Source organism: Pseudomonas fluorescens, assembly GCF_902498195.1.
Classification (GTDB): domain Bacteria; phylum Pseudomonadota; class Gammaproteobacteria; order Pseudomonadales; family Pseudomonadaceae; genus Aquipseudomonas; species Aquipseudomonas fluorescens_BU.
Map to the genome: position 1 here is coordinate 43,048 of NZ_CABVIY010000010.1, position 15,422 is coordinate 58,469.

The 15,422-nt window shown below is 59.2% G+C and carries 11 protein-coding genes; 8 read left to right on the forward strand and 3 right to left on the reverse strand.

The features are described from left to right. Positions 1-11: 11 nt before the first annotated feature. From F8N66_RS29865 to F8N66_RS29875, 3 genes are all read left to right on the forward strand, one after another. Positions 12-1,283 carry a YeaH/YhbH family protein gene (locus tag F8N66_RS29865; RefSeq protein WP_150773495.1) on the forward strand — a complete coding sequence of 424 codons (1,272 nt, stop codon included), beginning with the start codon at positions 12-14 and terminating at the stop codon, positions 1,281-1,283. Then, positions 1,280-2,842 carry a SpoVR family protein gene (locus F8N66_RS29870; protein ID WP_150773496.1) on the forward strand — a complete coding sequence of 521 codons (1,563 nt, stop codon included), beginning with the start codon at positions 1,280-1,282 and terminating at the stop codon, positions 2,840-2,842. Before F8N66_RS29865 ends, F8N66_RS29870 begins: the two co-directional genes overlap by 4 nt. Before the next feature lie 63 nt (positions 2,843-2,905). Beyond that, the gene (locus F8N66_RS29875; protein WP_150773497.1) at positions 2,906-4,129 is read left to right on the forward strand and encodes a multifunctional CCA addition/repair protein; all 1,224 of its coding nucleotides are present in this window, start codon (positions 2,906-2,908) and stop codon (positions 4,127-4,129) included. Positions 4,130-4,208: 79 nt separating this feature from the next. On the opposite strand, the gene folK is transcribed toward F8N66_RS29875, so the two are convergent. Both folK and folB read right to left on the reverse strand, forming a co-directional pair. After that, complete coding sequence (folK, locus tag F8N66_RS29880; RefSeq protein ID WP_150773498.1) at positions 4,209-4,727, reverse strand: 2-amino-4-hydroxy-6-hydroxymethyldihydropteridine diphosphokinase; 519 nt, start codon at positions 4,725-4,727, stop codon at positions 4,209-4,211. Further along, on the reverse strand, positions 4,718-5,074 hold the full coding sequence (folB, locus tag F8N66_RS29885; RefSeq protein WP_015097071.1) for a dihydroneopterin aldolase: 357 nt from the start codon (positions 5,072-5,074) through the stop codon (positions 4,718-4,720). The genes folK and folB overlap by 10 nt, the downstream gene beginning before the upstream one ends. A 74-nt stretch (positions 5,075-5,148) precedes the next feature. Between folB and plsY the strand changes: the two genes are divergently transcribed. Next, the gene (plsY, locus tag F8N66_RS29890; protein WP_150773499.1) at positions 5,149-5,718 is read left to right on the forward strand and encodes a glycerol-3-phosphate 1-O-acyltransferase PlsY; all 570 of its coding nucleotides are present in this window, start codon (positions 5,149-5,151) and stop codon (positions 5,716-5,718) included. A gap of 23 nt (positions 5,719-5,741) precedes the next feature. On the opposite strand, the gene tsaD is transcribed toward plsY, so the two are convergent. Then, positions 5,742-6,767: a tRNA (adenosine(37)-N6)-threonylcarbamoyltransferase complex transferase subunit TsaD gene (gene tsaD, locus F8N66_RS29895; protein WP_150773500.1), complete on the reverse strand. Its 1,026-nt coding sequence runs from the start codon at positions 6,765-6,767 to the stop codon at positions 5,742-5,744. 199 nt (positions 6,768-6,966) lie between these two features. Between tsaD and rpsU the strand changes: the two genes are divergently transcribed. The 4 genes from rpsU (at position 6,967) to F8N66_RS29915 (ending at position 15,418) form a co-directional block, all read left to right on the forward strand. After that, complete coding sequence (gene rpsU / locus F8N66_RS29900) at positions 6,967-7,182, forward strand: 30S ribosomal protein S21 (RefSeq protein WP_002551877.1); 216 nt, start codon at positions 6,967-6,969, stop codon at positions 7,180-7,182. Between the two features lie 481 nt (positions 7,183-7,663). After that, positions 7,664-9,634, forward strand: coding sequence for a DNA primase (dnaG, locus tag F8N66_RS29905; protein WP_150773501.1), 1,971 nt, complete (start codon positions 7,664-7,666; stop codon positions 9,632-9,634). Between the two features lie 67 nt (positions 9,635-9,701). After that, on the forward strand, positions 9,702-11,549 hold the full coding sequence (gene rpoD / locus F8N66_RS29910) for an RNA polymerase sigma factor RpoD (RefSeq protein WP_150773502.1): 1,848 nt from the start codon (positions 9,702-9,704) through the stop codon (positions 11,547-11,549). 122 nt (positions 11,550-11,671) lie between these two features. Beyond that, a complete protein-coding gene (locus F8N66_RS29915; RefSeq protein WP_150773503.1) occupies positions 11,672-15,418 on the forward strand; it encodes an EAL domain-containing protein in 3,747 nt (1,248 codons plus the stop codon). The last annotated feature ends 4 nt before the right edge of the window (positions 15,419-15,422 follow it).

Sequence of the window (15,422 nt, forward strand, 5' to 3'; positions counted from 1 at the left end):
AAGGAGCAGTCATGAGCTATGTGATCGACCGACGTCTCAATGGCAAGAACAAGAGCACGGTGAACCGCCAGCGGTTTCTGCGGCGTTACCGTGATCACATCAAAAAGGCTGTCGAAGAGGCGGTCAGCCGGCGTTCCATCACAGATATGGAACACGGCGAGCAAATCAGCATTCCCGGGCGGGACATCGATGAACCGGTGCTTCACCACGGCCGTGGCGGCAAGCAGACCGTCGTGCACCCGGGCAACAAGGAGTTCACCAGCGGCGAGCACATTGCCCGTCCGCCCGGAGGCGGCGGAGGCAGGGGACCTGGCAAGGCCGGCAACTCGGGCGAAGGGATGGACGAATTCGTCTTCCAGATCACCCAGGAAGAATTCCTCGAGTTCATGTTCGAAGACCTCGAACTGCCCAATCTGGTCAAGCGCAACCTGACCGGCACCGACACCTTCAAGACTGTTCGCGCCGGGATCAGCAACGAGGGCAACCCGTCGCGGATCAACATCATCCGCACCCTGCGTTCAGCCCATGCACGGCGTATCGCCCTGTCCGGCAGCAGCCGGGCGAAACTGCGCGAAGCCAAGGAAGAACTCCTGCGATTGAAGCAGGAAGAACCCGACAACTTCGGCGATATTCAGGCGCTCGAAGCAGAAATCGAGAAACTCAGCGCACGCATCCATCGCGTGCCATTTCTCGACACTTTCGATCTGAAGTACAACCTGCTGATCAAACAACCCAACCCCAGTTCGAAGGCAGTGATGTTTTGCCTGATGGACGTGTCCGGCTCCATGACCCAAGCCACCAAGGATATCGCCAAGCGCTTCTTCATCTTGCTGTATCTGTTTCTCAAGCGTAACTACGACAAGATCGACGTCGTATTCATTCGCCACCACACCAGCGCCCGCGAAGTGGACGAAGAGGAGTTTTTCTACTCCCGCGAAACCGGCGGGACCATCGTTTCCAGCGCCCTGAAACTGATGCAGGAGATCATGGCCGAGCGCTACCCCGCCAACGAATGGAACATCTACGCCGCCCAGGCCTCCGACGGCGATAACTGGAACGATGACTCGCCGATCTGCCGCGACATCCTGATCAACCAGATCATGCCGTTCGTGCAGTACTACACTTATGTTGAGATAACGCCACGCGAACACCAGGCCCTGTGGTTCGAATACGAGCGCATCGCCGAAGCCTTTTCCGACACTTTTGCCCAGCAACAATTGGTCTCGGCCGGCGATATCTACCCGGTCTTCCGTGAACTCTTCCAGCGCAGGTTAGTGACATGACCGCCAAAGAGCAGAAGCGCCAACCCATTTCCACCGGCTCCGAGTGGACGTTCGAGCTGATTCAGGCCTACGACCGTGAAATCAGTCGTATCGCGGCTCGCTACGCGCTCGATACCTACCCTAACCAGATCGAAGTGATCACCGCCGAACAGATGATGGATGCCTACGCCTCTGTCGGCATGCCGCTGGGTTATCACCACTGGTCCTACGGCAAACACTTCCTTAGCACCGAAAAGTCATACTCCCGCGGCCAGATGGGGCTGGCCTACGAGATCGTGATCAATTCTGACCCCTGCATTGCCTACCTGATGGAAGAAAACACCATCTGCATGCAGGCACTGGTCGTGGCCCATGCCTGCTACGGACACAACAGCTTCTTCAAAGGCAACTACCTGTTCCGCACCTGGACTGACGCCAGTTCGATCATCGATTATTTGGTTTTCGCCAAGCAGTACATCATGCAGTGCGAGGAGCGTCACGGCATCGACGCGGTCGAGGATCTGCTCGATTCCTGCCATGCCCTGATGAACTACGGTGTCGACCGTTACAAACGCCCCTATCCGATTTCCGCCGAAGAAGAGCGTCGTCGGCAAAAGGACCGGGAAGAACACTTGCAGAAACAGATCAATGACCTGTGGCGCACCATTCCCAAGGGCGCGGACAAGTACAGCGACAAGGATAACGCGCGCTTCCCCGCCGAACCCCAGGAAAACATCCTGTACTTCATCGAAAAACACGCGCCGCTGCTGGAGCCCTGGCAACGGGAAATCGTGCGTATCGTGCGCAAGATCGCCCAGTACTTTTATCCTCAGCGCCAGACCCAGGTGATGAACGAGGGCTGGGCCACATTCTGGCACTACACCCTGATGAACGACCTCTACGACGAAGGCCTGGTCACCGATGGCTTCATGATGGAGTTCCTGACATCTCACACCAGCGTGGTGTTCCAGCCCGGCTTTGACAGCCCTTACTACAGCGGCATCAATCCGTACGCACTGGGTTTCGCCATGTATCGCGACATCCGGCGCATGTGCGAGGAGCCCACTGAAGAAGACTATCGCTGGTTCCCGGATATCGCCGGCACCGACTGGCTAGCGGCCATCAAGTTCGCCATGAGCAGCTTCAAGGATGAAAGTTTTATCCTGCAGTACCTGTCACCCAAAGTGATCCGCGATCTGAAGCTGTTCAGCATCCTTGATGACGACCAGAAAGACGACTTGCTGGTGCCGGCCATTCACGACGAGGGCGGCTACCGGACCATCCGTGAAACCCTGGCAGCCCAGTACAACCTGGGCAATCGCGAACCCAACGTGCAGATCTACAGCATCGACCGCCGCGGCGATCGCTCTCTGACCCTGCGCCACCAGCAACACGACCGTAAACCGCTGGGAGAATCCACCGAGGAGGTGCTCAAGCACCTGCACCGCCTCTGGGGCTTCGATATTCACCTGGAGACCCTGCAAGGAGACCAGGTGATGAAAACCCATCATGTACCCCCCAGAAGCGAGCACAGCGAAGGCGATTACGGCCGGCTAGACCTGGCCGTCATCCATCTTTGATACCGTCAGCGCCTCCGAAAGCTCGACGCAACGGTTATCCTGTCGAGCTAACGGAGGTTTTTTATGCGGATCTATAAAGTCGGCGGTGCGGTACGCGACCGCCTGCTAGGCATACCTGTCACCGACGTCGACCGGGTCGTGGTCGGCGCCACCACTGAAGAGATGCTCGCCCAGGGCTTTCGCCCGGTAGGCGCGGATTTCCCGGTATTTCTTCACCCCAAGACCGGTGAGGAGTACGCCCTCGCCAGAACTGAACGCAAAAGCGGACGCGGTTACGGTGGTTTCACTTTTCACGCCAGCCCCGAAGTCACCCTCGAAGAAGACCTGATCCGCCGCGACCTGACGATCAACGCCATGGCGGAGGACGATCAACAGAACCTGACCGACCCCTACCACGGACAACGCGACCTCGAAGCACGCGTGCTTCGTCACGTTTCCCCTGCATTTGCCGAAGATCCCCTCAGGGTCCTGCGTGTTGCCCGCTTTGCTGCGCGCTATGCCGAGTTAGGTTTTCAGGTTGCCCCGGAAACACTGGAGCTGATGCGCCAACTCAGCGAATCAGGCGAACTTGAAGCCCTGACAGCGGAACGGAGCTGGAAAGAGATTTGTCGCGCACTGATGGAAAACCAGCCCCAGGTGTTCATTGAAGTGCTGCGCGCGTGTGGCGCGCTCAAGGTACTGATGCCGGAGATCGATGCGCTGTTCGGCGTACCGCAACCGGAGGTTCATCATCCGGAAATCGACACGGGCGTACACACCCTCAGCGTGCTTAAACAGGCGGCACAGCACAAACAACCGCTGACAGTGCGCTGGGCCTGCCTGCTGCATGACCTGGGCAAAGGGCTGACGCCGGAGGAGGAATGGCCACGGCACATTGCCCACGAGTTCAAGGGGCTCAAGTTGATCAAAGCGGTCAACGAACGCTTCAAGGCGCCCAGGGATTGCCAGGAACTGGCGCTGCTGGTGGGCGAATATCACACCCACGGTCACCGCGCCCTGGAGTTGAAGCCATCGACTTTGCTCGAATTGCTGCAACGCTTCGACGTTTACCGTCGACCACAGCGGTTCGAGGAATTCATTGCGGCGTGCGAGATGGACGCCCGTGGGCGCGAAGGCCTGGAGCAGCGCAGTTATCCACAAGCGGATTATTTACGCGGAGCGGCCAATGCGGCGCGTGGCGTGGCGGTTCAGCCATTGCTGGAGAAGGGGTTCAAGGGGCCGGAGTTGGGCGAGGCCATCAAGCGCGAGCGGCTCAAGGCCTTGAAGGCGTATAAGGAAAACAGCTAAACGAAATCAAAAGATCGCAGCCTTCGGCAGCTCCTACAGGTTGAACACCTCTAATCCCTGTAGGAGCCGATTCTTTGTTCTAGAGCAAACCCGAAGGGGTCAATGGCTCCCCACGCCATTCAAACGCAACCGGCGCCAACACCTGATCGATCCGCGCTTCACTCCAAAGGGTGGCAAAGTTTTTTCCTACCCCCGGATGCACCCGATCTGGCGCAATCATCGATAACGGCCACAACACGAAGGCATTTTTCAGGATTTCCGCCCGCGGCAGGATCAAGCCATCGAAGTTGCCCACCAGATCGCCAAACAGCAGTACATCGATGTCCAGCGGCAATCCCTTGCGATCCGGCGCGTAGCGACCATTGTCGGCCTCGATGAATTTCAGCCGGCGATCCAGCTCCATCAAAGGCAGATCGGTGAAGGCCGACACCACGAAATTGAAAAACGGTCCGCTCTTGATCCCCACTGGCTGGCTTTCGAAAACCGGCGAGCAATGGATATCCACAAGAAACCCGGCCAAGGCATCCAGGCCGGCCCGCAAATGGGATTCGCGCTCAATGTTGCTACCGAGCCCGAGGTACACCTGAGTCAGCGACATCCGCGCTCGATCTCCACGCCCACGCCGCCTGTAGCGGCAGGAACCGCACCCGGCTTGGTCAGCTTGAGGCGCATCCAGGTGATCTTGAATTCGCTCATCAGCACTTCAACCAGGCGCTCGGCAAAGGTCTCGACCAATTGATACTGCGCCTGCTCGGCAAAGGCCTGGATACGCGACGAAACGCTCGCGTAATCGAGCGCCAGGGTCAGGTCGTCGCCGGCGGCTGCCGGACGATTATCCCAGGCGAAACTCAGATCGAGACGCAAGCACTGTCGGATGCCTCGCTCCCAGTCGTAGGCACCGATCACGGTGTCGACTTCCAGGCCTTCGATAAACACTCTGTCCAAGCACTTTTCTCCGCTACACGACAAGGGCGCTTTGCGCCGTTAGAATCAGGGCGTCCTCGCCCGGAATAGTTAGCATGTTTTGGTTATTGGCGATCCTCGCCTACCTGCTCGGCTCTCTGTCCTTCGCCATTTTGCTCAGCCGCCTGACGGGTAATCCCGACCCGCGAATGAGTGGTTCAGGCAATGCCGGCGCCACCAACATGTTGCGCCTGGCCGGCAAGAAACTCGCCATCCTGACCTTGCTCGGCGATCTCTGCAAAGGCCTGTTACCGGTCCTGATCGCCGGCGTTGCAGGTCTTTCGTTGCAGGATCAGGCCTGGATCGGCGTAAGTGCCGTCATCGGCCACCTGTTCCCGCTGTACTTCCGCTTTCGCGGTGGCAAGGGTGTTGCCACCGCGGCCGGCATGTTGCTGGGCCTGTATCCGCCTGCCGCTTTGCTGGCAGTCTGCACCTGGCTGCTGACATTCTACCTGACACGCACCAGCTCGCTGGCCGCCCTCATTGCCACGCCGCTGACCCTGCCGCTGCTCGCCTGGCAGGAACCGGCGGCACTGCTGCCCATGAGCACGCTTACGGGTTTGATCGTCTGGCGTCATCGCGGCAATCTACGCGACCTGTTTGCAGGGCGCGAACGGCATTTTTAAATGCCCGGCATGAGCACCGCTCATTACAGCGCCGACAACTGCTCCATCGGCCAGCGTGCCTGCACGCTGATTGCCAGGCTTTCGTGCTGACCGGCCTGCAAGCGCTGGCAACCGGCAAACGCGATCATTGCGCCATTATCGGTACAGAACTGCGGGCGGGCATAAAAAACATCGCCCCTCATGTCGCCGAGCATCTTTTCCAGTGAAGTGCGCAAAGCCTTGTTGGCACTCACGCCACCGGCGATCACCAATCGCTTCATGCCAGCGGCCTTGAGGGCACGCTTGCACTTGATGGTCAAAGTCTCCACCACGGCTTCCTGGAACGCCAGCGAGATGTCGCAACGGGCTTGCTCGCTGTCGTCCCCGGCGCTGACACTCTGCTGCCAGGTGTTCAGGGCGAAGGTTTTCAGGCCGCTGAAGCTGAAAGCCAGCCCAGGACGGTCGCACATCGGACGCGGGAACGTATAACGTCCTGCGACGCCCTGCTCCGCCAGGCGAGCGATTTCCGGGCCACCCGGATAATTGAGCCCCATCATCTTCGCGGTCTTGTCGAACGCCTCGCCCGCGGCATCGTCGAGGGTCTCGCCCAACAGTGTGTATTGACCGATTCCATCGACCTGTACGAGCTGTGTATGACCACCGGACACCAACAAAGCGACGAACGGGAATTCCGGTGGTTGCGACTCCAGCATCGGCGCTAGCAAGTGACCTTCCATGTGGTGCACGCCCAACGCCGGAATGCCCCAGGCAAAGGCCAGCGCCTGGGCGCAGGAAGCACCCACCAACAATGCCCCGACAAGGCCAGGACCCGCGGTGTAGGCGATCGCGTCGATCTCGGTCGGCACGCAGCCGGCCTCCGCCAACACCTGACGAATCAGGGGCAGCATGCGCTTGACGTGATCGCGCGAGGCCAGTTCCGGCACCACACCGCCATAGGCGCGATGCAGGTCGATCTGACTGAACAGCGCGTCGGCCAGCAGGCCGCGCTCACTGTCGTAAAGTGCGACACCGGTTTCGTCGCAGGAGGTTTCTAATCCCAGTACTAGCATGGGTTTGCGCCTTGTTTAGGCTGAATTCGAAGGCGCGCATAATAGTCGTCGCGTGATGCCCCGACCAGCGGTTTTCGATCAGAGGCTTTGCATTCCGAGCGATGAGGGGTTAACATCCGCAACCCTTAAAAACCGACGTCTTCAAGTGCTCTTTTGCCGCGAGGATGTTGACCCCGGTAATGAATGAAGGTAGCTCTGGATGCCAGCCGTCAAAGTAAAAGAGAACGAACCCTTCGACGTAGCTCTGCGTCGTTTCAAGCGCTCCTGCGAAAAAGCCGGTGTACTGGCTGAAGTTCGTAGCCGCGAATTTTACGAGAAGCCAACTTCTGAGCGTAAGCGCAAAGCAGCAGCCGCTGTTAAGCGTCACGCCAAGAAAGTTCAGCGCGAACAGCGCCGCGCCGTTCGTCTGTACTAATACACAGACGATCGTAGCAAGCTTCTGCCAAGCCCGGCTCCAAGCCGGGCTTATGGCATTTGCGTAAAACGCTTGATGCTTCACTGTCAAAGCCGCAGACGCGACCGAGACAAATCTGCTTCACCGCGTCAGACCTGGCTCTTTTGCCAGCGGTGCACGTCTTTTCTGACGAGCCTTTCAAGGCTACTGACGAGCACACCCCACTGATTTCTCTCACGAGTATCAGCCCAAGGCACCGCTTGCGTGCCAAAGATGAGCTTTCCGAGATCATTGACTGGTCGCCCCCGGATTTAGCGCAACACTTTCAAATAGTCGAATACTGATTGTCACTAACGTCAGTGGATTTTCGGCAGATACACTTCCCGACAGCGATTAAGCAGACGACACTGGTCGAGCCGCACACCCTGCGCGCCCTTCACAATGACCCGCGTTCGGCCGCCCTTCGTTTTGGGCCCTTTTCAGCGCAGATGACGAGAACGCCATGGCCGGGCTAATTCCCCAGAGCTTTATTGACGACCTTCTGAACCGCACCGACATCGTCGACGTGGTCAGCTCGCGCCTGCAACTGAAAAAAGCCGGCAAGAACCACACGGCCTGCTGCCCGTTTCACAAAGAGAAAACCCCGTCCTTCAGCGTCAGCCCCGACAAACAGTTCTATTACTGTTTCGGCTGCGGCGCGGGCGGCAATGCCCTCGGCTTCATCATGGACCACGACAACCTGGATTTCCCCCAGGCTGTCGAAGAATTGGCCAAAGCCGCCGGCATGGAAATCCCTCGCGAAGAGAGTGGTCGTTCGCACAAGCCGCGACAGCCGACCGATTCGCCGCTGTACCCGCTGCTCACCGCCGCCGCCGACTTCTACCGTCAAGCCCTGAAAAGCCATCCGGCGCGAAAAGCTGCCGTGGATTACTTGAAAGGGCGCGGCCTGACTGGCGAAATCGCCCGGGACTTCGGCCTCGGCTTTGCTCCGCCTGGCTGGGACAATCTGTTCAAGCACCTGAGCAGCGACACCCTGCAACAAAAGGCCATGATCGATGCCGGCCTGCTGATCGAGAACGCCGAAACGGGCAAGCGTTACGATCGCTTTCGCGATCGCGTGATGTTCCCCATCCGCGATAGCCGTGGACGCATCATTGCCTTCGGCGGCCGGGTGCTTGGGGACGACAAGCCGAAATACCTGAACTCGCCCGAAACGCCGGTTTTTCACAAAGGCCAGGAACTCTATGGCCTGTATGAAGCCCGCAAGAATAATCGCAACCTCGACGAAATAATCGTCGTCGAAGGCTACATGGACGTCATCGCCCTGGCCCAGCAAGGGCTGCGCAATGCTGTCGCGACCCTCGGCACCGCCACCAGTGAAGAACACCTGAAGCGACTGTTCCGCGTCGTGCCCAGCGTATTGTTCTGTTTCGACGGCGACCAGGCCGGTCGAAATGCCGCCTGGCGCGCCCTGGAAGCGACACTGTCGAGCCTGCAGGACGGACGCCGCGCTCGATTCCTGTTTCTGCCCGAAGGCGAAGACCCGGATACCTTGATCCGCTCCGAAGGCACCGACGCCTTCCGCGCGCGGATCAATCAGCATGCACAGCCACTGGCGGATTATTTCTTCCAGCAACTGACTGAAGAAGCCGATCCGCGCTCGCTCGAAGGCAAGGCCCACATGGCCACCCTCGCCGCGCCGCTGATCGACAAAGTACCGGGTGCCAACCTGCGCACCCTGATGCGCCATCGCCTGCTGGAAATCACCGGATTGAGCGGTGAAGCGGTCAGCCAGCTGGTGCACAGCGCGCCCCAGGACGCGCCGCCAACCTATGACCCGGGCATGGATTACGACGCCATGCCGGATTACGCCGACTTCCACCAACCCCAGGAAGCCTATGCGCCCCAGCAGGAATGGACGCCGAAGAAACCCGGTGCCGGCGGCAAGAAATGGGACAAGAAACCCTGGAGCAAGAACGGCAAGCGCGGTGATCGCGACGAGCCCTATGCCCCACGCACGCCAGTGGCGGTAGAAGCGCCGACGCTTATCGCATTGCGCACGCTCATCCATTACCCGCAACTGGCCGGCAAGGTCGAGAGTGCCGATCATTTTGCCAACGAGAGCAACACCTACGCCCAGGTACTAATCGCCCTGATCGAGGCTGTGCAGAAAAATCCTCAGCTAAACTCTATTCAGTTGATGGCCCGTTGGCACGGTACCGAGCAAGGACGCCTGTTGAGGGCACTCGCAGAAAAGGAATGGCTAATTGACGGCGACAACCTTGAACAGCAGTTTTTAGACACCATAACTAGGTTATCCGCGGGCCAGCACACGCAGACCCTCGACGAACTCATCAAGAAAGCAAGGCAGCCGGGATTATCGGCTGAAGAGCAAACCCAGATAGCAAAACAGATGCGCGACCTCTTAAAACAGAATGTTTCCGCATCAAACCCGACCTCAACTGGCGCGTGAGGTCATAGCTCAGGTATAATCCTCGGCTTGTTTTTTGCCCGCCAAGACCTTCAGTGGATAGGGTGTTATGTCCGGAAAAGCGCAACAGCAGTCTCGTATTATTGAGTTGATCAAACTGGGTCGTGAGCAGAAGTATCTGACTTACGCCGAGGTCAACGACCACCTGCCCGAGGATATTTCAGATCCAGAGCAGGTGGAAGACATCATCCGCATGATTAACGACATGGGGATCCCCGTACACGAGAGTGCTCCGGATGCGGACGCCCTTATGTTGGCCGACGCCGATACCGACGAGGCCGCTGCGGAAGAAGCAGCCGCCGCGTTGGCAGCGGTGGAGACCGATATCGGTCGCACCACTGACCCGGTGCGCATGTACATGCGTGAAATGGGTACGGTCGAGCTTCTGACTCGTGAAGGCGAAATCGAAATCGCCAAGCGCATCGAAGAAGGCATCCGTGAAGTGATGAGCGCAATCGCGCACTTCCCTGGCACGGTTGACCATATTCTCTCCGAGTACACTCGCGTTACCACCGAAGGTGGCCGCCTGTCCGACGTCCTGAGCGGTTACATCGACCCGGACGACGGCATTGCGCCACCTGCGGCTGAAGTGCCACCGCCGATCGATGCGAAGGCCGTGAAAGCGGATGACGACTCGGACGACGAAGACGCCGAAGCCTCGGATGACGAAGAAGAAGCCGAAAGCGGTCCCGATCCGATCATCGCAGCCCAGCGCTTTGGCGCCGTTGCCGATCAGATGGAAATCACTCGCAAGGCCCTGAAAAAGCACGGTCGCCACAACAAGGCAGCGATTGCCGAGCTGTTGGCCCTGGCCGAGCTGTTCATGCCGATCAAGCTGGTGCCGAAGCAATTCGAAGGCCTGGTCGAGCGTGTTCGCAGCGCCCTGGATCGTCTGCGTCAGCAAGAGCGTGCAATCATGCAGCTCTGCGTTCGTGATGCGCGCATGCCGCGTGCCGATTTCCTGCGCCAGTTCCCGGGCAATGAAATCGACGAAAGCTGGACCGATGCACTGGCCAAAGGCAAAAGCAAATACGCTGAAGCCATCGGTCGCCTGCAACCGGACATCATTCGTTGCCAGCAGAAGCTGACCGCGCTGGAAACCGAGACCGGTTTGACCATCGCCGAGATCAAGGACATCAACCGTCGCATGTCGATCGGCGAGGCCAAGGCCCGCCGCGCGAAGAAAGAGATGGTTGAAGCGAACTTGCGTCTGGTGATCTCCATCGCCAAGAAGTACACCAACCGTGGCCTGCAGTTCCTCGACCTGATCCAGGAAGGCAACATCGGCTTGATGAAAGCGGTAGACAAGTTCGAATACCGTCGCGGCTACAAATTCTCGACTTATGCCACCTGGTGGATCCGTCAGGCGATCACTCGCTCGATCGCCGACCAGGCCCGCACCATCCGTATTCCGGTGCACATGATCGAGACGATCAACAAGCTCAACCGTATTTCCCGCCAGATGTTGCAGGAAATGGGTCGTGAACCGACGCCGGAAGAGCTGGGCGAACGCATGGAAATGCCTGAGGACAAGATCCGCAAGGTATTGAAGATCGCTAAAGAGCCGATCTCCATGGAAACCCCGATCGGTGATGACGAAGACTCCCATCTGGGTGACTTCATCGAAGACTCGACCATGCAGTCGCCAATCGATGTTGCAACCGTTGAGAGCCTGAAAGAAGCGACTCGCGAAGTGCTGTCCGGCCTCACTGCCCGTGAAGCCAAGGTACTGCGCATGCGCTTCGGTATCGACATGAATACCGACCACACCCTCGAAGAGGTGGGTAAGCAGTTCGACGTGACCCGTGAGCGGATTCGTCAGATCGAAGCCAAGGCGCTGCGCAAGCTGCGCCACCCGACGAGAAGCGAGCATTTGCGCTCCTTCCTCGACGAGTGATCACAAAACCCCCGGCCCAGGCCGGGGGTTTTGCTTTATGCAGATTAAATCCCCCGCGACTCCCCTTCCGCCGATTTGCCCGTCTACACTCGAAGCATTCCCAGAGCCATAACGAGACCGTTATGCCCAGACTGCCGACCGTGCTTTTTTTGCTGTCGATGATGACCTGGACCGCAACGGCTGGCGCGCTGACTCTAACCGACGAAGAACGTAGCTGGCTTGCGGCCCACCCGGATTTACGCCTGGGTGTCGATGCATCGTGGCCCCCCTTCGAGTTCCGCGACGAACAGGGGCGTTACCAGGGCCTTGCGGCTGACTATATCGACCTGATCCGCAAGCGACTGGCCATCAAGCTCACACCCATTGAGCCCGTGAGCTGGACGGTGGTGCTGGATCAGGCCAAAAACGGCAAGATCGACCTGTTGCCCGGCATCATGTCGACCCCGGAACGCCAGGCGTTCCTGTCGTTCACCCGTCCTTACCTGGACTTCCCGATTGTGATCCTGGCCCATGTCGGCGGCCCTCAGCCGCGCAAAATCCAGGAACTGTACGGCCTGAAAATCGCCGTGGTGGAAAACTACGCGCCCCATGAACTGTTGCGCACCCACAATCCCGATCTCAATCTGGTAGCCATGCCCAACGTCAGCTCGGCGTTGCAGGCACTGGCGACCGATGAGGTGGATGCCGTGGTGGGCGACCTCGCCTCCAGCGTCTGGAGCCTGCGCCAGCTCAAGCTGGACGGGCTGTATGTCAGCGGCGAAACCCCCTATCGCTATCAACTGGCGATGGGCGTGCCGCCGGGCAACAAGGTGCTGGTGGGCATCCTCGACAAAGTCCTCGCGGACATGACCCCGGCCGAGATCAGCGCCATTCAGGAGCATTGGGTCGGCAACGTCCTCGATCACCGGACGTTCTGGTCCGATCTGCTGGTCTATGGCCTGCCTGGATTACTCTTGCTGATCACCGTGCTGGCCGTGGTGATCCGGATCAACCGCCGCCTGAGTTCGGAAATTGCCCGCCGGGTCGATCTGGAACAGGAACTGCGCAGCAGCGAATATCACTACCGCGGACTGGTGGAGAGCCTGTCGGCCATCGCCTGGGAAGCGCGGATGAGTGACTTTACCTACAGCTATGTGTCGCCACATGCCGAGGAGTTGCTCGGGTATCCCCTGTCTCACTGGCTGATACCGGGCTTCTGGCGCAACATCATCCACCCTGCCGACCTCACCCGCGCACAAAATTTTTGCGATCACGAAGTGTTGGCCGGACGTGATCACAGCCTCGATTACCGGGTCATTACCGCTGACGGGCGCTGTTTGTGGGTTCGCGATATCGTCAGCCTGATCGAACACGGCCATGAACCGGTCATGCGCGGGCTGATGATCGACATCAGCGAAACGAAACGTACCGAAGAAGCGCTGCGTTTGTCGGAGCAGAAATTTGCTTCGGTGTTCCAGCAATGCCCGGACATCCTGGTCATCGCCAGGCTCTCCGACGGCTGCCTGCTGGAGGTCAACGAAGCGTTCGAAGAACAGATCGGCCTCAGCGCCGAAGAAGTCATCGGCCAGACGGCTACAAATCTCAATATCTGGGGCATTCCCGGTGTTGGACCGGGTTTATTGCAGCGCTTGCAGGCCGGCAGCATCCGCAACCTGGAAATGCCCTTTCGCCGCAGCAATGGCCAGGTGTTTACCGGCCTGATCTCGGCCGAACCGTTCGACCTCGATACAACCCCCGCGCTGGTGGTGGTGGTGCGCGATATCACCCAGCTCAAGGAAACCCAGCAGCAGTTGCAGACCTCCGAAGAGAAATTCGCCAAGGCCTTTCACGCCTCACCGGACGGCTTGCTGCTATCCCGGCAGAGCGATGGCTTGCTGATGGAGGTGAACGAAGGTTTCAGCCGCATCACCGGGTTCAACAGCGCGATGTCGGTGGATCGCTCGGCCCTGGACCTGGGGATCTGGGTCAACCTCAATGAACGCAAACAGATGCTCGACCTGCTGCACCGCGATGGCTTCGTCCGCGACTTCAGCTGCCATATCCGCCGCAGCGACGGGCAGATCCGGCTCTGCGAAGTGTCCAGTCGTCCACTGCCGATCGGCGACGAAGACTGCATGCTGACCATCGCCCGGGACATCACCGAGCGCCACCTGATGCAGGAAAAACTGCAACAGGCCGCGACCGTGTTCGAGAGCACCGCCGAAGGCGTGTTGATCACCGACACCCAGCAGCACATCAGCGCCGTCAACCGTGCATTTACAGAAATTACCGGTTACAGCGAAAGCGAAGCGCTGGGCCATACCCCGCGCCTGCTTGCCTCGGGGCTGCATGACAGCGCGTTCTACGCCGCCATGTGGCATCAATTGACCGCCGAAGGGCATTGGCAGGGCGAGATTTCCAACCGGCGCAAAAACGGCGAGCTGTACCCGAGCTGGCTGACCATCAGCGCCGTGCGCAACCGGGACAAGTTCATCACCCACTTCGTGGCGGTGTTCGCCGACATTTCCAGCCTCAAGCACGCCCAGGCCAAGCTTGACTACCAGGCCCACCACGACCCGCTGACCGGTCTGCCCAACCGCACGCTGTTCGAGAGCCGTTTGCTGACCGCACTCAACACCCAGAAAGAGAACGGGGGCCAGGGCGCCGTATTGTTCCTCGACCTGGACCGTTTCAAACACATCAACGACAGCCTCGGTCACCCGGTCGGCGACCTCTTGCTCAAGGGCATCGCCGTGCGACTCAAGGAGCAGCTGCGCGATATCGACACCGTGGCACGCCTGGGCGGTGACGAGTTCATCATCCTGCTGCCCGGCCTGCAGCAACCCAGCGATGCCGACAACATCGCCACCAAGTTGCTCAACTGCTTCACCGCCCCCTTCCAGGCCGGCGAGCATGAGTTCTTCATCAGTTCCAGCATCGGCACCAGCCTTTATCCACAGGACGGCTGCGACGTGGCCACGCTGATCAAGAACGCCGACGCGGCGATGTACCGCTCCAAGGCCAAGGGCCGTAACCGGGTCGAAAGCTATACCTGTGACCTCACCGCGCAAGCCAGTGAACGCGTGGCGCTGGAACATGAACTGCGGCGCGCCATCGAGCGCAATGAGCTGCACCTCTATTACCAGCCGAAAATCAGCCTCGACGACTATCGCCTGGTGGGGGCCGAAGCGCTGATTCGCTGGCGTCACCCGACGTTTGGCGACGTCCCGCCGGAGCACTTCATTTCCCTGGCCGAAGAAAACGGCATGATCCTGCAAATCGGCGACTGGGTGCTGGAAACCGCCTGCCGCCAACTGCACGAATGGAACAAGACCTACGTGGGCCTGGGCCCGCTGTCGATCAACCTTGCCGGTGCGCAACTGCGCCAACCGAACCTGCTCGGCCGCATCGAACAGCTGCTCAAGGACTACCGCCTCAAGCCCGACTTCCTGCAACTGGAAATCACCGAAAACTTCATCATGAGCCAGGCGGAGGAAGCGCTGGCGGTACTGCACCAACTCAAGCACCTGGGCGTGCAACTGGCGATCGATGATTTCGGTACGGGCTACTCGTCATTGAGCTACCTCAAGCGCCTGCCTCTGGACATCCTCAAGATCGACCAGTCGTTCGTTCGAGGATTGCCGGACGATCCCCACGACGCCGCCATCGTGCGCGCGATCATCGCGCTGGGTCGCAGCATGCAATTCACCGTGATTGCCGAAGGGGTCGAGACGCAGGCGCAGCAACAATTTCTGGCCTTTGAGGGATGTGAGCAGATTCAGGGCTACATCGTCAGCGTGCCCCTGCCCCCCGACGAATTCGCCGCGACGTTTCTTCGTACAGCCGTAATGGATTTTTCGGATAGCACAGCCGCCAAACCGTCGTTATAATCCG